Origin of the sequence: Klebsiella grimontii (assembly GCF_900200035.1) — a bacterium.
In the GTDB taxonomy this organism is placed as follows: Bacteria; Pseudomonadota; Gammaproteobacteria; order Enterobacterales; family Enterobacteriaceae; genus Klebsiella; species Klebsiella grimontii.
Genome location: NZ_FZTC01000015.1, coordinates 198,852 through 220,618, shown reverse-complemented (window position 1 = coordinate 220,618; position 21,767 = coordinate 198,852). Strand labels below are relative to the sequence as shown.

Here is a 21,767-nt window from a genome sequence, read left to right as displayed (position 1 = left end):
CGTTTTTAATGATTGCGCCTTGCTCCTGAGGAACTAGGGGCGATAAACCTTCACGTTTTCAAAGCCCTGCTCGCGCAGATACAGCGCCTGCAGGCGGCTCATCACCCCGCGTTCACACCACAGCAGCCAGGTTTTATTCTGGTCGAGATCGCCAAATTTGGTGCTCAGCTTATAGAAAGGTAGCGAAACCACGTCCACGCCCTCCACCTTCAGCGGCTTATCGTCCTGCTCGTCGATAGAGCGGATATCGAGGATAACGTCGTTAGGGCCAAAACCGCTGACGGTTTCCACTTCCACCACGTCCTGCTCGGTCTGCTGAGCGATATCGCGGATATCAATATTGCTCGCTTCCGCTACCACTTTCTCAAGGATGCTAAAATCGAAGTGCTCTTCTTCCGCCTCGATCTTCGCCTTCACCGCTTTCACGGTCGGGCTCTTCGAGATAACGCCGCAGTATTCCGGCATGGTGCGGGCAAAATCTTCGGTGCCGATTTCACGCGCGAGGTCAATAATGTGCTCTTTATCGTGCGAAATCAGCGGACGCAGAATCAGGGTATCAGAGACGTTGTCAATCAGGCGCAGGTTGGTCAGCGTCTGGCTGGACACCTGGCCTAACGCTTCGCCGGTGACCAGCGCCTGAACGCCGTAGCGCTCGGCGACTTTTGACGCTGCGCGCACCATCATGCGCTTGAGCACCACGCCCATCTGGCCGTCGTCGACTTTCTCAAGAATCTCGCCCACCACCGGCTCGAAGTTGATCGCCACGAAGCGCACGCGGTGCGAGCTGCCGAAGCGGTTCCACAGATAGTGCGCAACCTGACGCACGCCGATTTCATGGGCCGCGCCGCCAAGGTTAAAGAAGCAGTAATGCACGCGGCAGCCGCGGCGCATCAGCATATAGCTGGAGACGCCGGAGTCGAACCCGCCGGAAATCAGCGACAGCACGTCTTCCTGGGTACCGATCGGGAAACCACCGATACCTTCGTAGCGCCCTTTCACCAGCAGCAGACGATCGTTTTCAATCTCGAGGTTAACCGTCACATCGGGGTCGGTCAGCTTTACGCGCGCCGTTTCAATATGCTGGTTCAAGCCGCCGCCGACGTAGCGCTCCACTTCGATTGAGGTAAACTCATGCTTACCGCGACGCTTAACGCGCACGCAGAAAGTTTTACCTTCCAGCGCTTCACGCCACAGCGGCAGCGTCTGCTCGAAAATATCGTGCAGGGAGGTATAAGGAACGTCTTCGACTTCCAGAATATGGTGGATACCCGGGATACGGGTCAGGGCGTCACGAATGGCCGGGCGCTGATTTTCATCCTTCGCCCGGACCTCGATATGATCCCAGTGACGAACGACGGCAAGCGTCTCATCATAGTTTTTGAGAACGTTACGAATGTTCCCGGTTAAAATTTTAATGAAGCGCAATCGCACAGATTGGCTTTTGATGGTGATTTCCGGGAACAATTTAATGATAAACTTCATGGCGACACTATTCGTTGGCAAGCCCGACGGGGCTTTAAGCATAAAAAGTTGTACAGGCGCAACCGGCGTCTGCATCCAGGGCGCGGAGTATACCACTATTGGGCGCTTTTCACCTGGCATTGCGCGTTATTTGATTAACCGCGCGACTTCGTTACCATATTGATAGCCATCGAGACATTAAAAGAGTCTATATTCACTATGCCAAAGAAAAATGAGGCCCCGGCCAGCTTCGAAACCGCCCTGGGCGAGCTGGAGCAAATTGTTAATCGTCTGGAAAGCGGCGCGCTGCCGTTAGAAGAAGCGCTCGGCGAATTTGAGCGCGGGATCCAGCTGGCGCGCCAGGGGCAGGCAAAGCTGCAGCAGGCCGAGCAGCGCGTACAAATTCTGCTGGCGGATAGCGAAGACGCGCCGCTTACGCCTTTCACGCCGGACGCTGAATAAATGGACTTCCCGCAACAGCTACAGGCGTGCGTTGAGCAGGCTAACGCAGCGCTGCGCCGTTTTATCGCCCCGCAGCCTTTTCAGAACACTCCGCTGGTTGAAGCCATGCAGTATGGCGCATTATTAGGCGGCAAACGCCTGCGCCCGTTCCTGGTTTACGCCACCGGCGACATGTTTGGCGTCAGCCGCGCTACGCTGGACGCCCCTGCCGCCGCCGTTGAATGCATTCATGCTTATTCGCTGATGCACGACGACCTCCCGGCGATGGACGATGACGATTTACGCCGCGGCCAGCCGACCTGCCATATAAAATTCGGCGAAGCGAACGCAATTCTTGCCGGAGACGCTCTACAAACGCTGGCGTTTTCTATACTAAGCGATGCGCCCATGGCTGAAGTGCCGGATCGCGATCGCCTGGCGATGATTTCCGAACTGGCGCAGGCCAGCGGCATCGCCGGCATGTGCGGCGGTCAGGCGCTGGATCTGGAAGCGGAAGGCCATCAGGTTGACCTGGCGTCGCTGGAGCGTATTCATCGCCATAAAACCGGCGCGTTGATTCGCGCCGCGGTACGGATGGGCGCGCTGAGCGCAGGTGACGCCGGGCGCAGGGCGCTACCCGCTCTCGATCGATACGCTGAGAATATCGGTCTCGCCTTCCAGGTCCAGGATGACATTCTCGACGTGGTAGGGGATACTGCCACCCTTGGCAAACGTCAGGGAGCCGACCAGCAGCTGGGCAAAAGTACCTACCCCGCCCTTCTGGGACTTGAGCAAGCCCGGAAAAAGGCCCATGACCTGATTACCGACGCCCGCCGGTCGTTAACTGAGCTGGCCGCGCAATCTCTGGATACCACGGCACTGGAAGCGCTCGCGAATTACATAATTCAGCGTGATAAATAAACAATAAATGAGTCTCTGATGAGTTTTGATATTGCCAAATACCCGACCCTGGCGCTGGTGGATTCCACCCAGGAGTTGCGTTTGTTGCCGAAAGATAGCCTGCCGAAACTGTGCGACGAACTGCGGCGTTACCTGCTGGACAGCGTCAGCCGTTCCAGCGGGCACTTTGCCTCCGGCCTCGGCACGGTAGAACTGACCGTGGCGCTGCACTACGTCTATAACACGCCTTTCGATCGCCTAATCTGGGACGTCGGCCACCAGGCTTACCCACATAAAATTCTGACCGGACGCCGCGATCGGATCGGCACTATCCGCCAGAAAGGCGGTCTGCACCCCTTCCCGTGGCGCGGAGAAAGCGAGTATGACGTCCTGAGCGTCGGCCACTCGTCTACCTCCATCTCCGCCGGCATCGGGATAGCCATCGCCGCTGCCAAAGAAGATAAGCAGCGCCGCGCGGTCTGCGTGATCGGCGACGGGGCGATAACCGCGGGAATGGCGTTTGAAGCGATGAACCACGCTGGCGATATCAAACCCGATCTGCTGGTAGTGCTCAACGACAACGAAATGTCGATCTCCGAGAACGTCGGCGCGCTAAACAATCACCTGGCACAGCTGCTTTCCGGAAAACTCTACTCCACGCTGCGCGAAGGCGGCAAAAAGGTCTTCTCCGGCGTGCCGCCGATTAAAGAGCTGCTCAAACGCACCGAGGAACATATCAAAGGGATGGTGGTTCCGGGGACGCTGTTTGAAGAGCTGGGCTTTAACTACATTGGGCCGGTGGACGGCCACGACGTTATCGGTCTGGTTAATACGCTGAAGAACATGCGCGACCTCAAAGGGCCGCAGTTCCTGCATATTATGACTAAAAAAGGCCGCGGCTATGAGCCCGCCGAAAAAGACCCGATCACCTTCCACGCGGTGCCGAAATTCGATCATACCAGCGGCGTGCTGCCGAAAAGCAGCGGTGGCCTGCCCTCTTACTCGAAAATCTTCGGCGACTGGCTGTGCGAAACCGCAGCGAAAGATGACAAGCTGATGGCCGTTACGCCAGCGATGCGCGAAGGCTCGGGGATGGTCGAGTTCTCAAAAAAATATCCCGACCAGTATTTCGACGTGGCCATTGCCGAGCAGCACGCGGTAACCTTTGCCGCCGGGCTGGCGATTGGCGGCTATAAGCCGGTGGTGGCGATTTACTCCACCTTCCTGCAGCGCGCCTATGACCAGGTGATTCACGATGTCGCCATCCAGAAGCTGCCGGTGCTGTTCGCTATCGACCGCGCGGGTATCGTCGGCGCCGATGGGCAAACTCACCAGGGCGCGTTTGATATCTCCTTCCTGCGCTGCATCCCGGATATGGTTATCATGACCCCGAGCGACGAGAACGAATGCCGCCAGATGCTGTATACCGGTTATCACTATAACGACGGCCCGTGCGCGGTGCGCTATCCGCGCGGCTCCGGTACCGGCGCGCCGTTTGAACCGCTGGCTTCGCTGCCTATCGGTAAAGGCTTGGTGAAGCGCGAAGGTGAAAAAATCGCGATTCTGAATTTCGGTACGCTGCTGCCGCAGGCCGCAAAAGTCGCGGAAAAGCTTAACGCCACCCTGGTGGATATGCGCTTTGCCAAACCGCTGGATGAGGCGCTGGTACTACAGCTGGCCGCAGAACACGAGGTGCTGGTCACCCTGGAAGAGAACGCCATCATGGGCGGTGCCGGCAGCGGCGTAAACGAGCTGCTGATGTCGCGCCGCCGCGCGGTTCCGGTACTGAATCTCGGCCTGCCTGATTTCTTCATCCCGCAGGGAACCCAGGAAGAAGCGCATGCCGACCTCGGCCTGGACGCCGCCGGCATCGAAGCCAAAATCCACGCCTGGCTGGCATAATTGCCGCCACCGCTCCTGCTATGCTTAAAGGATACCCTTTATTCGTAGCAGGAGCGCACTATGCACTACATCCCTCTTGGCGATACCGATCTCCGCGTTTCCCGTCTCTGTCTGGGCTGCATGACCTTTGGCGAACCGGACCGCGGTAACCATGCCTGGACCTTACCGGAAGAGAGCAGCCGCCCGCTGATAAAATACGCTCTCGAAGGCGGCATTAACTTCTTCGACACCTCGAATAACTACTCTGACGGCAGCAGCGAAGAGATCCTCGGGCGCGCGCTGCGCGAGTACGCCCGCCGCGATTCCGTGATCGTCGCCACCAAGGTTTACCATCAGGTGGGCGATCTGCCGCAGGGGCTGTCGCGCGCGCAGATCCTGCGTTCCATCGACGACAGCCTGCGTCGCCTCGGCATGGAGTATGTCGATCTGCTGCAGATCCATCGTTGGGATTACGCCACGCCCATTGAAGAAACCCTCGAAGCGTTAAACGACGTCGTCAAGGCGGGTAAAGCCCGCTATATCGGCGCATCGTCGATGCACGCCCGCCAGTTTGCCCAGGCGTTAGCGCTGCAGACGCAGAATAACTGGGCCCGCTTCGTCACCATGCAGGATCATTACAATCTGATTTATCGCGAAGAAGAAAATGAGATGCTGCCGCTGTGCAGCCGGGAAGGCGTCGCGGTGATGCCGTGGAGCCCGCTGGCGCGTGGCCGCCTGACTCGCCCGTGGGGGGAAACTACCGCCCGTCTGGTATCAGATGAAGTCGGTAAATCGCTCTACAACGCCATGGATGAGAATGATGAACAGATTGCGACAAACCTGGCCGAAGTCGCGGAAGAGCTTGATGCCAACCGCGCCCAGGTGGCGCTGGCCTGGCTATTGAGCAAACCCGGCGTGGCCGCGCCAATTATCGGCGCCTCACGGCAGGAGCAGCTGGATGAGCTGCTGCATGCGGTCGATTTAACGCTGACGCCGGAGCAGATTGAAAAGCTGGAGACGCCGTATAAACCGCACCCGATCGTCGGGTTCAAGTAACGCGCGGTTCCCTACCAGATTCCCGGCTCGCGCTGCGCTTAGCCGGGCTACAGGTACACCAACCTCTGCGGACGACGGGTTCACCCACGCCTGCGGGCCGGTAGCCCGGAAAGGTGCGCCAGCGCCGTCTCCGGGAATGGTGCCACTCTGCTCCCGGGGGCGACGCAAAGCGTCTGCCCGGGCTACTGACTCACCCATGCCTGCGGGCCGGTAGCCCGGACAGGTGCGCAGCGCCGTCTCCGGGAAACGCCTGCCTGCTCGATTTCCCAGGGGCGGGCCGGATTTTATTTAGAAAAGTCCAATCGGCCAGTGGTGGCCAATCACATACAGCACCCCAGCGGAAATCACCCCGGCGACAATATCGTCGACCATGATCCCCATCCCGCCGTGAATATTGCGGTCGAACCAGCGGATAGGCCACGGCTTCCACATATCAAAGAGACGGAAAATCACAAAGCCGGCGGCGACCCACTGCCAGTCCATCGTCGGTAAAGCCATCAGGGTAATCCACATCCCCACGAACTCATCCCAGACGATGCTGCCGTGATCGTGGGTGCCCATATCTTTCGCCGTACGGTGGCAAATATAGACGCCAATGCAGATGCTCATCATCACCGCCAGCGAATAGAGCTGCCAGGGGAGTAAGGTGAGCAGATACCAGAAGGGGATCGACGCCAGCGATCCCATGGTGCCGGGAACCACCGGGCTAAGACCGCTGCCGAATCCCGTTGCCAGCAGATGCCAGGGGTTGCTCATCTTCAGGCGGCTTTTCGCCACATCTCTACTCCGCGCCAAAATGATCGTATCCCTTAAAATCGAACGTAACGGGCTTACCTTCGCGCATGAACTGCAGACCTTCCGATTGCGGAAGTATCTGTCCAATACAGGTAAAGCGCGCGCCGAGATTGGCAAGGGCCACGTCCAGCGCCCCGCGATTGAGTTCAGGCACGGTAAAGCACAGCTCATAATCCTCACCGCCGGAGAGCGCCCAGCGCAGCGCCTGTTCCGTCTCAACCTGGCGCAGCATCGCATCCGAGAACGGCATCGCATCGAGATCGACGCGCGCGCCGCAGCCGCTGGCGTTAAGAATATGCCCGAGGTCGGAAATCAGACCGTCGGAGAGATCGATGGCGGAGTTCGCCAAATCGCGCAGCGCCTGCCCCTGTAGAACCCGCGGCAGCGGACGCAGATGGCGCGCCAGGAAATAATCCGCGTCGGCGTTATCTTGAACGTGCAGCCGATCCTGCAAAATCGCCAGACCCGCGGCGCTGTCTCCGGGCGTGCCGGTGACGTAAATCCAGTCTCCCGGCTTCGCCCCGGAACGCTTCAGACCGCGTCCCGTCGGCACAAAGCCATGGATACCCAGCGTCATCGACAGCGGTCCGCGCGTGGTATCGCCGCCAATGAGTTGCATATCATAATAGTTGAGCTGCACGAACAGGCTGTCGCTAAAGGCTTCAAGCCAGGCTTCGTCTGCTTCCGGCAGGGTCAGGGCCAGGGTTAACCACGCCGGTTCAGCGCCCATTGCCGCCAGGTCGCTCAGGTTGACCGCCAGCGCTTTATAGGCGAGGTCTGCAGGGTCGATATCGGGTAAAAAATGGTTTCCCGCCACCAGGGTGTCGGTGCTGATTGCCAGCGTTTTTTTCTCGGGGATGTTCAGGAGCGCGCAGTCGTCGCCAATGCCGGTTTCAACATCAAGACGAGCGCTTTTTACGCGATCAAAATAACGGGCAATCAGGGAAAATTCGCCGCATGCCATACGTTATGCCTCAGAAAAAGAAAAGAATAAGGCCGGTTTGCAAGAGTGAGACTCTACAAAAACCGGCCCTGGAGTTTACTTTTTGTTAGGACGAATTACCGGGGCAGCTTTGTCCAGCACGCCGTTGACAAACTTATGGCTATCTTCAGCGCCAAAGGTTTTCGCCAGTTCGATGGCTTCGTTAATCGCAACTTTGTACGGGACATCGCTACGCTTTGACAGCTCAAACAGTGCGATACGCAGCACCGCTTTTTCCACCTGACCCAGCTCGTCCAGCAGACGAGAAAGATACGGCTTCATCAGGCCGTCGAGATACGCGCTGTTAGTCGCCACTCCGGACAGCAGTTCGCGGAAATACAGAACGTCTACATCTTTCACATCCTGTTCCGCCAGGAACTGGTATTCGACATCAGCGATGTCGTTTTTGGACAACTGCCAGGAGTAAAGCGCCTGGACAGCACACTCACGGGCGCGGCGACGAGCAGCAGGTTTCACGGAATTCCCCTTACAAAAATCAGGCCTTGATGGCTTTCAATACGTTAATCATTTCCAGCGCGGTCAGCGCTGCTTCAGCGCCTTTGTTACCGGCTTTGGTGCCAGCGCGTTCGATGGCTTGTTCAATACTTTCTGTGGTCAGAACACCGAAAGCTACCGGGATTCCGCTGTCCTGAGCGACGTGCGCCAGGCCATTGCTTGCACCGCCAGCCACATATTCAAAGTGCGCAGTGCCGCCACGGATAACGGTACCCAGCGCGATCACCGCGTCATACTTACCGGTTTTCGCCAGTGCGTCAGCCGCCAGCGGCAGCTCATACGCGCCGGGAACCCAAACAACGGTAATGTTTTCATCTTTGACCTGGCCAATACGCTTCAGGGCGTCAATCGCGCCATCCAGCAGGCTGTCGTTGATAAAGTTGTTGAAACGCGCAATGGTGATGGCGACGCGAGCGTCCGGGGTAGCAACGTTAGCTTCAATAATGTTCATACTCTTCCTTCGGGTTCAGTTCATTTGGCCCCGCAAGGGGGGCGGATTCTATCATAATAATCGGCGCACTGCTTTCCCTTTTGTCCGGGGAAATCAAGCGTTCACTAAATGCAGGCAAATATCCGGGCCTACATGACGTATCTCATTGAATTTGAAATGGGGGGCTTGCTCAAGTTTCTCAAGCCCCGGCAGTACACATAATCCGCGCGCATCGCTGCCTAACAGTTTAGGCGCAATATAAACGATAAGCTCGTCCACCAGCCCGGCCTCCAGCAGCGCGCCGGCAAGGGTGGAGCCTGCTTCCACCCAAATCGAATTAATTTGCTGTTTGCCCAGCAGCATCATCAGTACCACCAGATCGAGGCGACCATTATGCTCCGGCACCAGCAGCGTGCGTACGTTCTCCGGCCACTGGCGTTCATCTTCACGGGTACGGGCAAATAGCGTTTCACCCGCCTGCTCCACGATACGATGCTGCGGCGTGACGCGATTCTGACTATCGATAACGATGCGTAAAGGCTGACGCAGGTTTTCCTGCGGGTACAGCGCCTGGGTGTCGGCGTTGAGCTCGTCCCAGCGTACGGTTAGCGCCGGGTCATCCGCCAGCACCGTCGCGCTGCTGGTCAGGATGGCGTGGCTTTGCGCGCGCAGGCGCTGCACATCGCGCCGCGCCTGCGGCGAGGTGATCCACTGGCTCTCCCCGCTGGCCATCGCCGTACGCCCATCCAGCGATGCGCCCATTTTTAACTGGATCCAGGGAAAGCCGGTGCGCATCCGCTTAAGAAAGCCTTTATTCAGCGCTTCGGCTTCGTTCATCATCAGCCCATGGCTGACGTCGACCCCTTCCTGCTGCAAACGGTACAAACCGCGCCCCGCGACCTGCGGGTTCGGGTCCTGCATCGCCGCGACCACGCGGCTCACCCCCGCGGCAATCAGCGCTTCGCAGCACGGCGGCGTGCGACCGTGATGGCTACAGGGTTCCAGCGTGACGTACGCCGTCGCGCCTTGCGCTTTTTCGCCCGCCATGCGCAGCGCGTGCACTTCCGCATGCGGTTCACCGGCGCGATAGTGAAAACCTTCGCCGACGATCTCGCCATCTTTAACGATCACGCAGCCGACATTCGGATTGGGGTGAGTGGTGAAGCGTCCGCGCGCCGCCAGCTTCAGCGCTCGCGCCATGTACAATTCGTCCTGCATGGGCTCAGTCCTGTAAGCGGGCGATCTCTTCGCCAAACTCTTTGATATCTTCGAAGCTGCGGTAAACGGAAGCAAAGCGGATGTAGGCGACTTTATCGAGCTTTTTCAGCTGCTCCATCACCAGGTTGCCGATCATTTTGCTCGGCACTTCGCGCTCGCCGGTCCCACGCAGATGGGTTTTTATGTGGTTAAGCGCCATCTCGACGTCGTCCGAGCTAACCGGACGCTTCTCCAGCGCTTTCAGCATTCCGCTGCGCAGTTTGTCCTCATTAAAAGGCTCGCGCACGTCGTTGCTTTTTACGACCCGCGGCATCACCAGTTCCGCCACTTCAAACGTCGTAAAACGTTCATTACAAACCAGACACTGACGACGACGACGCACGGAAGAGCCCTCGCCCACCAGACGAGAGTCGATAACTTTGGTATCTACGGCGAAACAGAAAGGGCAATGCATAGCGCGTCCTGACATGTAGTTAAACTAACAGGTAGTTTACCGCGAAGTGACCCGACAACAAAGAAAGAGCTTTTGAGACAAAGGATCTATAGTGCGATTATCCGAACGATCTACCATTAAGCATCCTCTGTTAACGGAATCCCAACTATGACAAGACGTTATTTAAAACTGGCCATTGTGGGTAGCATTTTCACCCTCAGCGCCTGCGCGCAGCAAAGCGAAATCCGCCAGATGAACCAGAGCGTGAGCACGCTGAGCAAAGAGATGACCCAGCTCAATCAGCAGACGGTCAAAATCACCCAGCAAAACGTGCTGAATGCAAAATCGAGCAGCGGGGTTTACCTGCTGCCGGCGGCGAAAACGCCGGCCCGCCTGAAAAGCCAGATCGGTACCCTGCGCATGTCTCTGCTCAATATCACTGCGGATGGCGACGGTACCCGCCTGACGCTGCGCATCCAGGGTGAATCAAACGATCCGCTGCCGGCCTTTAGCGCGACGGTGGCCTCGGGGCAGATCAGCGGCACCACCGAGAGCTATCAGGAAGTTAACGTCCAAAATCAGCTAATTAGCGCCCCGGCAAGCGTTCTGGCGCCGAGCGACGTCGATATTCCGCTGCGCCTGAATGGCGTAACGCCCGAGCAGGTTGGCTTTGTCCGCATCCACGATATCCAGCCCGCAAACCTGCCGTAACTCCCCTCAGCCGGGTGTCGCGGACATCCGGCTTCCCCCCTCGCGCCAATCCATTTACAGATTTTCCATTCAGTTCACTAAAAATTGACAGGATTTATGAATTTCGGTGGCATTCCGTCAAGAAATGCATAAAATCGTGAACGCAATCGATTACGTTAATGTTCGTTATGTGAAACAACACATATTTTTGTGAGCAATGATTCCTATAATAGACGCCACAGAAATACGAAATATTTAGAAACGCTTCGGCGCTTCTTTTAACGCCTTCAGGCTTAATTTAAACAGTGGCATCATTATGAAAAAAACATTACTGGCAGCCGGCGCAGCTCTGGCGCTGTCCGCATCTTTCTCTGCCAGCGCGGCAGAAAACGACAAACCGCAATATCTGTCTGATTGGTGGCACCAGAGTGTGAACGTGGTGGGTAGCTACCACACTCGTTTTGGGCCGCAGATCCGTAACGATACTTATCTGGAATATGAAGCGTTCGCCAAGAAAGACTGGTTTGATTTCTATGGCTATATGGATGCGCCGGTCTTCTTCGGCGGTAACACCAACGCGAAAGGTATCTGGAACCACGGTTCGCCGCTGTTTATGGAAATTGAGCCGCGCTTCTCTATCGACAAACTGACCGGTACCGACCTCAGCTTCGGCCCGTTCAAAGAGTGGTATTTCGCCAACAACTACATCTACGACATGGGCCGCAACAAGTCCGGTCGTCAGAGCACCTGGTATATGGGTCTGGGTACCGATATCGATACCGGGCTGCCAATGAGCCTGTCGCTGAACGTCTATGCGAAATACCAGTGGCAAAACTATGGCGCGTCTAACGAGAACGAGTGGGACGGCTACCGCTTCAAAGTAAAATACTTTGTGCCGCTGACCGACCTGTGGGGCGGTTCACTGAGCTATATCGGCTTCACCAACTTTGACTGGGGCTCCGATCTGGGCGATGACAACTCTTATGATTTGAACGGTAAGCATTCACGCACCAGCAACTCCATTGCTTCCAGCCATATCCTGGCGCTGAACTACGATCACTGGCACTACTCCGTCGTGGCGCGTTATTTCCACAACGGCGGCCAGTGGGCTGACGATGCGAAGCTGAACTTCGGCGACGGCGACTTTAACGTTCGCGCGACCGGCTGGGGTGGTTACTTCGTGGTCGGTTACAACTTCTAATCGGCATCGATTTTCCCCGGCGAACAGCCGGGGAAAGTAAAAAAGCTAACGCTCCTCGCATCTCACCTTACGTAAAAAATCACTCAATGAGCGATCGGCTCGTTCGCTAAAATGACGCCCGGTGGCGGATATTTCCAGGCAGCGGTCGAGGCGAAAACAGCGATAATCTTCCCGCAGCTCGCACCAGGTCACCAGCAGCCAGCGCTCCCCCCAGAAAAAAAGCCCCAGCGGCAGCACTTCACGCTGCGACACCTTCCCCGCTTCATCGCGATAGTGCAGCGCCAGCGCCTGCTGGGCGGAGACTGCCCGATGCACTAAATCAAACTGATCTTTGCTATAGCCCTGAGCGCCAAAGTCGGGAGCAAACAGCCGCGACTGCTCCGCCTTGCGCCGGCTCTCGGCAGGCAAAATAGCCAGCACTTTTTCCTGCGCCGATTCCAGCGCCAGGGATAACGACGCGCCGCCCCAGGTTTGCAGGAGCCGAATAGCGGCCACCAGCGCTTCCGATTCCTGGGTTGTCAGCATCAGCGGCGGTAGGTCATAGCCCGCCAGCAGCCGGTAGCCGCTTCCGGCCTCCCCCTCAACCGGGACGCCGGAGAGCGAAAGGTCGCGAATATCGCGGTAAATCGTGCGCTCCGATACGCCGAGCCGCTCGGCCAGCAGTCCGGCGGTAGTTAATCGCCTTCCGCGCAGGATCTGAACGATTTGAAAAAGGCGGTCGGCGCGTCGGCTCATTTCGGTTATCTCATTTGTCAGGGCCTGTCCCAGTATGCGTCATTGGCGGAGTCAGTCTGGACCCGGATAGCGCACAGCAACCGGAGCGTACACGTAGTACGTGAGGATTGCGAGCGCTGCCCGGGTTCAAAATGGCAAGCAAAATAGCATTAATGGGTCAGGTTCTTAGGTTGATGCAGACCAATCCGGTTACCCTCGCTATCGATAAACAGGGCAATCGTGCCGATATCGTCCGTCAGCTCAAGCGGGCCAAAAACGCAGCTTCCGCCCGCCGAGTTCACGCGTTCGAGCGCGGCCGCCAGATTGTCAGTATGCAGATAGATAATACATCCCTGATCGGAAGGCTTAACCCCGTCGAGCTTTGCCAGCGCGCCGCCGGGAGCCGGGTCCTCATACGGGAAAACGGCCATCTCGATGCAATCCATTTTTTCCCGACGCAGCGTCACCTGCATCACCAGCTCGTAAAACGCCACGGCACGATCCATCTCCACAACCGGGATCTCAAACCAGTTAATGACATTGTTCATACATCCTCCTGTCCATTGTTTGGGTTCAGGAGGAGTGTATGACAGGCCTACTGACAGCATTGTGTCAGTAGGGTGCGCACACCAGCGCGCGCTCGGGACTCAGCAGCCACGGGCGCAGATACCCCACGGTACTGGAAAACGGCAGCACCTCTTCAGGAAGCACAATGCCAAGCTGCTCGCCGATGTACAAGCGTCGGGCGACGATACGCTGCCAGAGCTGAGGGTAGCGCTGCGCCAGCGCCTGGCGCAGAGGGCCATCGGCAAGCGCCACGGTATCTTCAATGCTTGCGCCGCCGTAGCCGGAGCGGGAAGGAATGATGTCGATCTGCAGTATCATCCCGCTTTGCAGGCAGGCGGCGGAATGGGGGCCGATGGGCGAGCAGAGCCACTCCTCATCCGCGACCAGATGCCCGGGATTGAGGTGCCAGTGATATTCCGCCTTCGGCAACACCTGTTCTATCAGCGCATACATATCGCCACCGCGCATGCCGATGCGCAGATTTTCCAGCCAGTTAACCACCGCCTTAAAATAGGGCTTCGCCACCACCTCAAGATAATCGGCGACTTCCGGCGCCAGCTCGCGCTCATCGGCCACCACGTAAGCGGCGCGGCTGCTCAGGCCGCCTTTAAAGCTGGTGGTCAGCGAGAATTTATCTCCGCGCTGAATGACCTTATCGCCCGGATAAAGCCCTGCATTGGCAAAGCGATCGCCCGTGGCGGCAATCATCACCACGCTATTAGGCTGCCCTTCCGCCGCCAGCAGCGCGCCGATTTGCTTTTCCGTTTTACCCGGCGCAATGGCGTTAAGCGCGGTCAAAATCGCGGTGGAAGCCAGATTAGCGCCGTACTCATAGTGCGCCAGCTCATTGGCATTATTAGTGATTCGCGCCCCCTCTGCCGGGTCGATAAAAATACCGGTGGCATTGCTTAATTTCGCCTGCGGCCCGGCGGCCTGGCGAAGAGCGTCAACGATAAATGCCGGCAGATCGAACATCTGCGAGCGGTTATCCGCCGCGCCGGTAAAGAGCTTCCAGCCCGCCAGGCCGATACTTTTTTCCGCCGCAACGCCGGCCTCCTGGAGCAGCTGAGCCAGGGTTTTGCGGGTATCCATCGGCTGATTAGGCAGTGAAAACCACGGAGCGTGAATGACCCGATTTTCCAGCCGGGCATAGCCTGCGAGTTTGAGATTCTCGTTGCCCAGCACCAGCGCCGCCTCGCCGTCCCGATGCAGCACCAGCAGCGCCTCTTCGAAGCGGGGAATAAAGCCGGTGAGATACTCAAAATTGCCGCCATGCTCTTTATCGGCATAGACGATAAGCGTGTCTAAGCCGCGCTGAAGCATATTCGCCAGCACTTTGGCCTTGCGCAACCGCAGCGTCTCGTCGTCAAGGGTGACGGAGGGCACATCACGCCAGAGTGGGGGGTGAGGAACGGTGGAAAGCGTTACGACAGCCATCGGCATTTCTCCATGTCATTGAGTGCTAATACCGGAGAGTAACCAAAATCCGAACGGCTGTAATAAAAAAATCCCGGCCTTGCGACCGGGATTCGTTTATCAACACGCCATTGCCTTACGGCAGAATTGACGGCTGATCCGCCCCTTCTTTCTCGACTTTCTGCTGCAGCATGTGCTCGCGCTTCATGCCCAGCTTCAGCGCCAGCGCGGACGCGACGTAGATAGAAGAAGCCGTACCGATGGAGACGCCAATCAGCATAGTCAGCGAGAAGCCAGCCAGAATCGGACCGCCGAAGAGATACAGCATCAGGATAACCATCAAGGTTGTCCCGGAGGTGATCAAGGTACGGTGCAGCGTCTGCGTCAACGACACGTTAAAGATTTCGTACGGCGTACCGCGGCGAATCTTACGGAAGTTTTCACGAATACGGTCAGATACCACGATACTGTCGTTCAGCGAGTAGCCGATAACCGACATCAACGAGGCCACGATGGTCAGGTCAATCTCGATATGCAGTAACGACAGCACGCCCATGGTGATCACCACGTCGTGCGCCAGCGCGATAACCACCCCAGCCGCCAGGCGCCACTCAAAGCGGAAACCGACGTAGATCAGGATACATACCAGCGCGGCGATCAGCGCCAGCGCGCCGGTTTGCGCAAGATCGGCGCCGACGCTCGGCCCGACAAACTCAATACGCTTGACCGTGGCGTTCTGGCTGGTCGATTCGTTAATGACGCTAACGACTTTACTGCCCAGCTCCTGGCTGCCGTTGGCGTCATGCACCGGCGGCATACGCACCATGATGTCGCGGCTGCTGCCGAAGTTTTGCAGCTGCGGCTCTTCAAAGCCCGCCTTCTGCAGCGACTGGCGCACCTGGTCCATATCGACAGGTTTTTCGAGGGTAATCTCAATCACCGTACCGCCGGTGAAATCCAGACCCCAGTTAAACCCGCGCACGCCAATTATAATAATGGACAGAATCAGCAAAAAACCTGAAATGCCGAAGGCCCAGTAGTCCCAGCGCATAAAGTCCCAGACTTTACGGCCGTGGTTCAATTGTTCAACAGTATATTCCTGTGCCACAACGCACTCCTCAGATAGACAGCTTTTTAACGCGCTTGCCGCCGTACAGCAGGTTCACGATGGCACGGGTGCCGACGATAGCGGTAAACATTGAGGTCGCAATACCAATACCGGTGGTAATCGCAAACCCTTTAATGGCACCGGTACCGACCGCGTACAGGATAATGACTTTGATAAGCGTCGTAATGTTGGCATCAAAGATGGAGCTGAACGCGCCGCGATAACCTTCGTCAATCGCCTGCTGCACGGAACGCCCGTTGCTCAGCTCTTCTTTAATACGTTCGTTAATCAGAACGTTCGCATCGACCGCCACCGCAAGGGTTAAGACGATCCCCGCAATCCCCGGCATAGTCAGCGTCGCCCCCGGAATCAGGGACATAATGCCGACGATCAGCACCAGGTTCGCCACCAGCGCCGAGGTCGCAATCAGGCCGAACTTCTTGTAGAAGAAGATCATAAACAGAATTGAGACCACCAGTCCGGCCAGACACGCTTCCAGGCCCTGCTTAATGTTCTGCATCCCGAGGGTTGGACCGATAGTCCGTTCTTCAACAATCTGAATCGGCGCAATCAGCGCGCCTGCGCGCAGCAGCAGAGAGAGCTGACGCGCTTCGGTTGCGTTGCTGATACCGGTAATGCGGAAGCTGTTACCCAGACGAGACTGAATATTGGCGATGTTAATCACCTCTTCCTCTTTCGCCAGAATCGCACGACCGTTGGCATCTTTCTTACCGCTGTCTTTGTACTCCACGAACAGGGTCGCCATCGGTTTGCCGATGTTGTCCTTGGTGAAGTTAGACATGATGTTGCCGCCAGCGCTATCAAGGGAGATGTTAACCTGCGCCTGGTTGTACTCATCCATGCTCGACGTCGAGTCGGTGATGTGATCGCCGGTGAGGATAACGCGCTTGTACAGCACAACCGGCTGGCCTTCGCGGGTAAATTTCACTTCAGAGTCGCCCGGTACGCGGCCGGAAGCGGCTGCTGAGCTATCAACGTTGGTGTTAACCAGACGGAACTCCAGCGTCGCGGTCGCGCCGAGAATCTCTTTCGCACGTGCGGTATCCTGAATACCCGGCAGTTCAACCACAATACGGTCGGCGCCCTGGCGCTGAACCAGAGGTTCGGCAACGCCCAGCTGGTTTACACGGTTACGCAGGATAGTAATGTTCTGCTGAACGGCATATTCGCGGGCTTCTTTCAGACGGTCGTCGGTCATCACGGCTTTCAGGCCAGTGCTGCCCTGAGTGGAGATAACCAGATCGCGGTGGCGAGGGCTAAGGTAGGAGATAGCCTGGTCGCGCGCGGCGCTATCGCGGAAGGCGATGCTCAGACCGTAGTTGTCTTCTTTACGCACGGTGGTGTAAGGAATGCCTTTATCACGCAGTTCGCTGCGCAGGCTGTCGATATTTTGTTCCTGCAGTTTGCCCAGCGCGGTGTCCATGTCGACTTCCATCAGGAAGTGCACGCCGCCGCGCAGGTCAAGACCCAGCTTCATCGGCTCGGCGTAAAGGGCCGCCAGCCAGCGCGGGGTTGCCGGAGCAAGGTTAAGCGCCACGACGTATTTGTCACCCAGCACGCCCATCAGCGCTTCGCGCGCGCGCAGCTGGATATCGGTGGTGTCGAAGCGCGCAAGAATTGCGCCCTCTTCCAGTGCCACAGACTTCGCGGTAATTTTTTCTTCTTGTAGTGTTTTCTGGACCTGGATCAGCGTTTGCTCACTGGCGGCGACGCCGCGCGCGCCAGTGATTTGAACGGCCGGATCCTCACCATACAGGTTGGGAAGCGCATACACTAAGCCGACGACAATAACGACGACCAGCATGACGTACTTCCACAAAGGATAACGGTTTAACACGGCAGTTCCCTTAGGGAAAATGGGTAATTACAGCGCCTTCATGGTGCCTTTCGGCAGAACGGCAGCTACGAAGTCACGTTTGATAACCACTTCAGTGGTATCGTTCAGCGCGATAGCGATATATCCGCTTTCCGCAACTTTAGTGACGCGCCCTACCAGGCCGCCGTTGGTCAGAACTTCATCGCCTTTGGCAATGGAGCTCATCAGGTTTTTATGTTCCTTGGTGCGTTTCTGCTGTGGACGCAGGATCATGAAGTAAAAAATCAGACCAAACACCACCAGCATCAGGATCAGAGACATCGGGCTGCCCTGCGCCGCGCCACCGGTTGCTGCTACCGCATCAGAAATAAAAAAGCTCATTGAAATTCCCTCATTATTAAAATTAGTCAACGTTCAAAGGTGGAACGGTTCGACCCTGACGTTGGTAAAAATCGGTCACGAAGCTCTCTAATTTACCCTCTTCGATAGCCTTGCGTAAACCAGCCATTAAGCGCTGATAGTAACGCAGGTTATGAATGGTATTGAGGCGCGCGCCCAATATTTCGTTGCAACGGTCCAGATGATGCAAGTAAGCGCGTGAATAGTTGCGACAGGTGTAGCAATCACATTCTGCATCCAGCGGCGAAGTATCGCTCTTGTGCTTCGCGTTGCGGATTTTCACCACGCCGTCGGTGACGAACAGGTGGCCGTTGCGCGCATTGCGCGTCGGCATGACGCAGTCGAACATATCGATCCCGCGGCGCACCCCTTCGACCAGATCTTCCGGCTTACCGACGCCCATCAGATATCGCGGCTTGTCGGCCGGGATCTGCGGGCAGACGTGCTCCAGAATACGATGCATATCTTCTTTCGGCTCGCCGACAGCCAAACCGCCGACAGCGTAGCCATCAAAGCCAATCTCTACCAGACCTTTAACAGAGATATCACGTAAATCTTCGTAAACGCTGCCCTGAATAATGCCAAACAGCGCATTTTTATTGCCCAGACCGTCAAAACGGTCGCGGCTGCGCTTCGCCCAGCGCAGGGACATTTCCATCGAGCGCTTAGCGTAATCCCAGTCCGCCGGGTATGGCGTGCATTCGTCGAAGATCATCACGATATCGGAACCGAGATCGTACTGAATCTCCATCGATTTTTCCGGATCGAGGAAAATCGGATCGCCGTTGATCGGGTTGCGGAAGTGCACGCCCTGCTCGGTGATCTTGCGAATATCGCCGAGGCTGAAGACCTGGAAGCCGCCGGAGTCGGTGAGGATCGGCCCTTTCCACTGCATAAAGTCGTGCAGGTCGCCGTGCAGCTTCATGATCTCCTGGCCCGGACGCAGCCACAGGTGGAAGGTGTTGCCGAGAATGATTTGCGCGCCGGTCGCTTCAACTTCCTCCGGCGTCATTCCTTTTACGGTACCGTAGGTGCCGACCGGCATAAACGCTGGCGTTTCAACGACGCCGCGCTCAAACACAAGACGGCCGCGACGCGCGCGACCATCGGTGGTATCTAACTCAAATTTCATTATCACTCCTGCGTCAGAAAAACAGTCTGACGTTAAACACGCGCATCGCGGACTTATTCCCCGACACGTTCAAAAATAGCCTGCGGATTGTACGTGATAAACATCGCGTCCCCGTAGCTAAAAAAGCGATATTTTTGTTCTACCGCAGCCTTATAGGCGTTCATGGTGTGCTGATAGCCGGCAAACGCGGAAACCAGCATAATCAGCGTGGATTCAGGCAGATGGAAGTTGGTCACCAGCGCATCAATGACTTTGTACTGATAGCCTGGATAGATAAAAATCTGCGTATCGCCGAAGAAAGGCTCAATCAGGTCATTTTTCGCCGCCTGCGCCGCGCTTTCCAGCGAACGCACCGAGGTCGTACCGACCGCAATCACCCGACTACCGCGCGCTTTTGCCGCCAGCACCGCATCGACCACCTCCTGCGGCACTTCCGCATATTCAGAGTGCATAATGTGGTCTTCAATGCTGTCTACGCGCACCGGCTGGAAGGTCCCCGCTCCGACGTGCAGCGTAACAAACGCCATCTCAACGCCTTTTTCGCGCAGCTTCGCCAGCAGCGGCTCGTCAAAGTGCAGGCCAGCGGTGGGCGCAGCCACAGCGCCCGGTTTTTCGCTATACACGGTCTGGTACAGCTCGCGGTCGGCCTCTTCGTCCGGACGCTCAATGTACGGCGGCAGCGGCATATGGCCGATAGCGTTGAGAATATCCAGTACGCTGCGCGCGTCGTCGAACGCCACTTCAAACAGCGCGTCGTGGCGTGCCACCATGGTCGCTTTAATGCTTTCATCGTCGCCAAGCAGCAGCTCGGCGCCGGGTTTCGGCGCTTTAGAGGCGCGAATATGTGCCAGAATACGTTTATCATCCAGCATGCGCTCGACCAGCACCTCAATCTTGCCGCCGCTGGCTTTACGGCCAAACAGGCGGGCCGGGATCACGCGGGTATTATTAAAAACCAGCAGATCGCCAGGGTTGAGCTTGTCGAGTAAATCGGTGAAAGTACCGTGCGTCAGCGCGCCCGTCGGCCCGTCTAATGACAGCAAGCGGCAGCTGCTGCGCTCGGGCATGGGATAGTGGGCAATCAGGGATTCGGGTAATTCAAAGGAAAAATCGGCAACGCGCATGACGGTAACTCAGACTTAATAAAGAGGCGGGTAGTCTAGTGCCGGGAGGTTCTCCCTGCAACCGTTACCACCTCAGGACAAAGATTAAACGATGAATTTTCTTGCACACCTGCACCTTGCTCATCTCGCCGACAGTTCGCTGCCCGGTAATTTGCTGGCCGATTTCGTTCGCGGCGACCCCGCCGGCGACTGGCCGGCTGACGTTGTGGAGGGCATCTTTATGCACCGCCGGATCGATGTCCTGACGGATAACTTGCCCGAAGTCGCCGAAGCCAAAGGGTGGTTTCGCCCCGAAACGCGCCGGGTCGCGCCCATTACCCTGGACGTGATGTGGGACCATTTCTTGTCACGCCACTGGGCGCAGCTGTCGCCCGAACTGCCGCTGCCGGAGTTTGTCCGCTATGCCCACACCCAGGTCACATTTATTTTGCCCGCTTCTCCGCCGCGTTTTGTCAATCTCAACGAATACCTGTGGTCAGAGCGCTGGCTCGAACGCTACCGGGACATGGAGTTTATTCAGCGCGTGCTGAACGGAATGGCCAGCCGCCGCCCGCGGCTGGATGCCCTGCGCGACTCCTGGCAGGATCTGGATACCCACTACGATCGGCTACAGGAGCAGTTCTGGCGCTTCTACCCGCAGATGATGGCGCAGGCGAAAAAACGCGAACTGTAAAAGATTGCGCTTTTTTCAGAAAACGCTATTCTGAAAAGCGCTTTTAAATAACGATTGATAGACAAAACCTATCTCATCGATTGTCAGCGTCACGTTGAGTTCCTCCGCGCCGCTCCCTATACTTGCCCGCGTTGCGTTCCAATTAACCTTAGTATTAACAGGAGAATCATATGGTTCTGGTTACTCGTCAGGCTCCGGACTTCACCGCGGCAGCTGTTTTAGGTAACGGCGAAATCGTTGAGAAATTCAACTTCAAACAGCACACCAGCGGTAAAGCCACCGTTCTGTTCTTCTGGCCGATGGACTTCACCTTCGTTTGCCCATCTGAACTGATCGCTTTTGACAAGCGCTACGAAGAATTCCAGAAACGCGGCGTAGAAGTGGTTGGCGTTTCTTTTGACTCTGAGTTCGTCCACAACGCATGGCGTAACACCCCGGTAGACCAGGGCGGCATCGGCCCGGTTAAATACGCGATGGTTGCTGACATCAAACGCGAAATTCAGAAAGCGTACGGTATCGAGCACCCGGACGAAGGCGTTGCCCTGCGCGGTTCCTTCCTGATCGACGCCAACGGCGTTGTTCGCCACCAGGTGGTTAACGATCTGCCGCTGGGCCGTAACATCGACGAAATGCTGCGTATGGTTGACGCGCTGCAGTTCCACGAAGAGCACGGCGAAGTTTGCCCGGCGCAGTGGGAAAAAGGAAAAGAAGGGATGGCCGCTTCTCCGGAAGGCGTGGCTAAATACCTGACCGAGAACGTTTCCAGCCTGTAATCGGCATACGTTCGGCAAAA

Annotated in this window: 23 protein-coding genes; 8 read left to right on the top strand and 15 right to left on the bottom strand. The window is 56.9% G+C overall.

Annotated features, from left to right (window positions below):
- Positions 1 to 33: 33 nt before the first annotated feature.
- Entirely contained in the window at positions 34 to 1,482 is a 1,449-nt protein-coding gene (thiI, locus tag KOSB73_RS08670) for a tRNA uracil 4-sulfurtransferase ThiI (protein WP_004139920.1), read from the bottom strand.
- Between the two features lie 198 nt (positions 1,483 to 1,680).
- On the opposite strand from thiI, the gene xseB reads away from it, so the two are divergent.
- Genes xseB through KOSB73_RS08650 form a run of 4 tightly spaced genes read left to right on the top strand, consistent with a single transcriptional unit; the run spans position 1,681 to position 5,739 of the window.
- On the top strand, positions 1,681 to 1,923 hold the full coding sequence (xseB, locus tag KOSB73_RS08665) for an exodeoxyribonuclease VII small subunit (RefSeq protein ID WP_004129702.1): 243 nt from the start codon (positions 1,681 to 1,683) through the stop codon (positions 1,921 to 1,923).
- The gene (ispA, locus tag KOSB73_RS08660; protein WP_004139922.1) at positions 1,924 to 2,823 is read left to right on the top strand and encodes a (2E,6E)-farnesyl diphosphate synthase; all 900 of its coding nucleotides are present in this window, start codon (positions 1,924 to 1,926) and stop codon (positions 2,821 to 2,823) included.
- 18 nt (positions 2,824 to 2,841) lie between these two features.
- On the top strand, positions 2,842 to 4,704 hold the full coding sequence (dxs, locus tag KOSB73_RS08655) for a 1-deoxy-D-xylulose-5-phosphate synthase (protein WP_098140390.1): 1,863 nt from the start codon (positions 2,842 to 2,844) through the stop codon (positions 4,702 to 4,704).
- A 60-nt stretch (positions 4,705 to 4,764) separates the two neighbouring features.
- Positions 4,765 to 5,739, top strand: a complete 975-nt coding sequence (locus tag KOSB73_RS08650) for an aldo/keto reductase (protein ID WP_024359056.1) — start codon at positions 4,765 to 4,767, stop codon at positions 5,737 to 5,739.
- Positions 5,740 to 6,027: 288 nt separating this feature from the next.
- On the opposite strand, the gene pgpA is transcribed toward KOSB73_RS08650, so the two are convergent.
- The 6 genes from pgpA to nrdR all read right to left on the bottom strand — a co-directional run bounded on the left by pgpA (position 6,028) and on the right by nrdR (position 10,134).
- Positions 6,028 to 6,534: a phosphatidylglycerophosphatase A gene (gene pgpA, locus KOSB73_RS08645; protein WP_004133926.1), complete on the bottom strand. Its 507-nt coding sequence runs from the start codon at positions 6,532 to 6,534 to the stop codon at positions 6,028 to 6,030.
- Entirely contained in the window at positions 6,521 to 7,498 is a 978-nt protein-coding gene (gene thiL / locus KOSB73_RS08640) for a thiamine-phosphate kinase (protein ID WP_024359058.1), read from the bottom strand. Before thiL ends, pgpA begins: the two co-directional genes overlap by 14 nt.
- 75 nt (positions 7,499 to 7,573) lie before the next feature.
- Positions 7,574 to 7,993 (bottom strand): transcription antitermination factor NusB, encoded by a 420-nt coding sequence (gene nusB, locus KOSB73_RS08635; RefSeq protein ID WP_004099457.1) that lies wholly within the window; start codon positions 7,991 to 7,993, stop codon positions 7,574 to 7,576.
- Between the two features lie 19 nt (positions 7,994 to 8,012).
- Positions 8,013 to 8,483, bottom strand: coding sequence for a 6,7-dimethyl-8-ribityllumazine synthase (gene ribH, locus KOSB73_RS08630; RefSeq protein WP_004129690.1), 471 nt, complete (start codon positions 8,481 to 8,483; stop codon positions 8,013 to 8,015).
- Between the two features lie 93 nt (positions 8,484 to 8,576).
- A complete protein-coding gene (gene ribD, locus KOSB73_RS08625) occupies positions 8,577 to 9,680 on the bottom strand; it encodes a bifunctional diaminohydroxyphosphoribosylaminopyrimidine deaminase/5-amino-6-(5-phosphoribosylamino)uracil reductase RibD (RefSeq protein ID WP_024359059.1) in 1,104 nt (367 codons plus the stop codon).
- Between the two features lie 4 nt (positions 9,681 to 9,684).
- Positions 9,685 to 10,134: a transcriptional regulator NrdR gene (nrdR, locus tag KOSB73_RS08620; RefSeq protein WP_004099449.1), complete on the bottom strand. Its 450-nt coding sequence runs from the start codon at positions 10,132 to 10,134 to the stop codon at positions 9,685 to 9,687.
- Positions 10,135 to 10,281: 147 nt separating this feature from the next.
- On the opposite strand from nrdR, the gene KOSB73_RS08615 reads away from it, so the two are divergent.
- Together KOSB73_RS08615 and KOSB73_RS08610 are read left to right on the top strand one after the other, a co-directional pair.
- Positions 10,282 to 10,824, top strand: a complete 543-nt coding sequence (locus KOSB73_RS08615) for a SadB/YajI family lipoprotein (RefSeq protein WP_024359060.1) — start codon at positions 10,282 to 10,284, stop codon at positions 10,822 to 10,824.
- Positions 10,825 to 11,119: 295 nt separating this feature from the next.
- The gene (locus tag KOSB73_RS08610) at positions 11,120 to 12,004 is read left to right on the top strand and encodes a nucleoside-specific channel-forming protein Tsx (protein WP_004133935.1); all 885 of its coding nucleotides are present in this window, start codon (positions 11,120 to 11,122) and stop codon (positions 12,002 to 12,004) included.
- Between the two features lie 45 nt (positions 12,005 to 12,049).
- Here the strand turns inward: KOSB73_RS08610 and KOSB73_RS08605 are convergent, their stop codons facing one another.
- The 8 genes from KOSB73_RS08605 to queA form a co-directional block, all read right to left on the bottom strand.
- On the bottom strand, positions 12,050 to 12,739 hold the full coding sequence (locus tag KOSB73_RS08605) for a helix-turn-helix transcriptional regulator (protein WP_004129678.1): 690 nt from the start codon (positions 12,737 to 12,739) through the stop codon (positions 12,050 to 12,052).
- Positions 12,740 to 12,888: 149 nt separating this feature from the next.
- Positions 12,889 to 13,266, bottom strand: a complete 378-nt coding sequence (locus KOSB73_RS08595; RefSeq protein ID WP_004133949.1) for a VOC family protein — start codon at positions 13,264 to 13,266, stop codon at positions 12,889 to 12,891.
- Between the two features lie 64 nt (positions 13,267 to 13,330).
- Positions 13,331 to 14,722: a M24 family metallopeptidase gene (locus tag KOSB73_RS08590; protein WP_024359061.1), complete on the bottom strand. Its 1,392-nt coding sequence runs from the start codon at positions 14,720 to 14,722 to the stop codon at positions 13,331 to 13,333.
- 115 nt (positions 14,723 to 14,837) lie between these two features.
- The gene (secF, locus tag KOSB73_RS08585; RefSeq protein WP_004133953.1) at positions 14,838 to 15,809 is read right to left on the bottom strand and encodes a protein translocase subunit SecF; all 972 of its coding nucleotides are present in this window, start codon (positions 15,807 to 15,809) and stop codon (positions 14,838 to 14,840) included.
- Between the two features lie 10 nt (positions 15,810 to 15,819).
- The gene (gene secD / locus KOSB73_RS08580) at positions 15,820 to 17,667 is read right to left on the bottom strand and encodes a protein translocase subunit SecD (RefSeq protein ID WP_004133955.1); all 1,848 of its coding nucleotides are present in this window, start codon (positions 17,665 to 17,667) and stop codon (positions 15,820 to 15,822) included.
- A 27-nt stretch (positions 17,668 to 17,694) separates the two neighbouring features.
- Positions 17,695 to 18,027: a preprotein translocase subunit YajC gene (yajC, locus tag KOSB73_RS08575; protein ID WP_004133958.1), complete on the bottom strand. Its 333-nt coding sequence runs from the start codon at positions 18,025 to 18,027 to the stop codon at positions 17,695 to 17,697.
- Between the two features lie 22 nt (positions 18,028 to 18,049).
- Positions 18,050 to 19,177: a tRNA guanosine(34) transglycosylase Tgt gene (tgt, locus tag KOSB73_RS08570; protein WP_004129667.1), complete on the bottom strand. Its 1,128-nt coding sequence runs from the start codon at positions 19,175 to 19,177 to the stop codon at positions 18,050 to 18,052.
- A 53-nt stretch (positions 19,178 to 19,230) separates the two neighbouring features.
- Complete coding sequence (gene queA / locus KOSB73_RS08565) at positions 19,231 to 20,301, bottom strand: tRNA preQ1(34) S-adenosylmethionine ribosyltransferase-isomerase QueA (RefSeq protein WP_049088788.1); 1,071 nt, start codon at positions 20,299 to 20,301, stop codon at positions 19,231 to 19,233.
- 91 nt (positions 20,302 to 20,392) lie between these two features.
- Between queA and acpH the strand changes: the two genes are divergently transcribed.
- Together acpH and KOSB73_RS08555 are read left to right on the top strand one after the other, a co-directional pair.
- On the top strand, positions 20,393 to 20,974 hold the full coding sequence (gene acpH, locus KOSB73_RS08560; protein ID WP_049088787.1) for an ACP phosphodiesterase: 582 nt from the start codon (positions 20,393 to 20,395) through the stop codon (positions 20,972 to 20,974).
- A 170-nt stretch (positions 20,975 to 21,144) separates the two neighbouring features.
- Entirely contained in the window at positions 21,145 to 21,747 is a 603-nt protein-coding gene (locus KOSB73_RS08555) for a peroxiredoxin (RefSeq protein WP_004099418.1), read from the top strand.
- Positions 21,748 to 21,767: the final 20 nt, after the last annotated feature.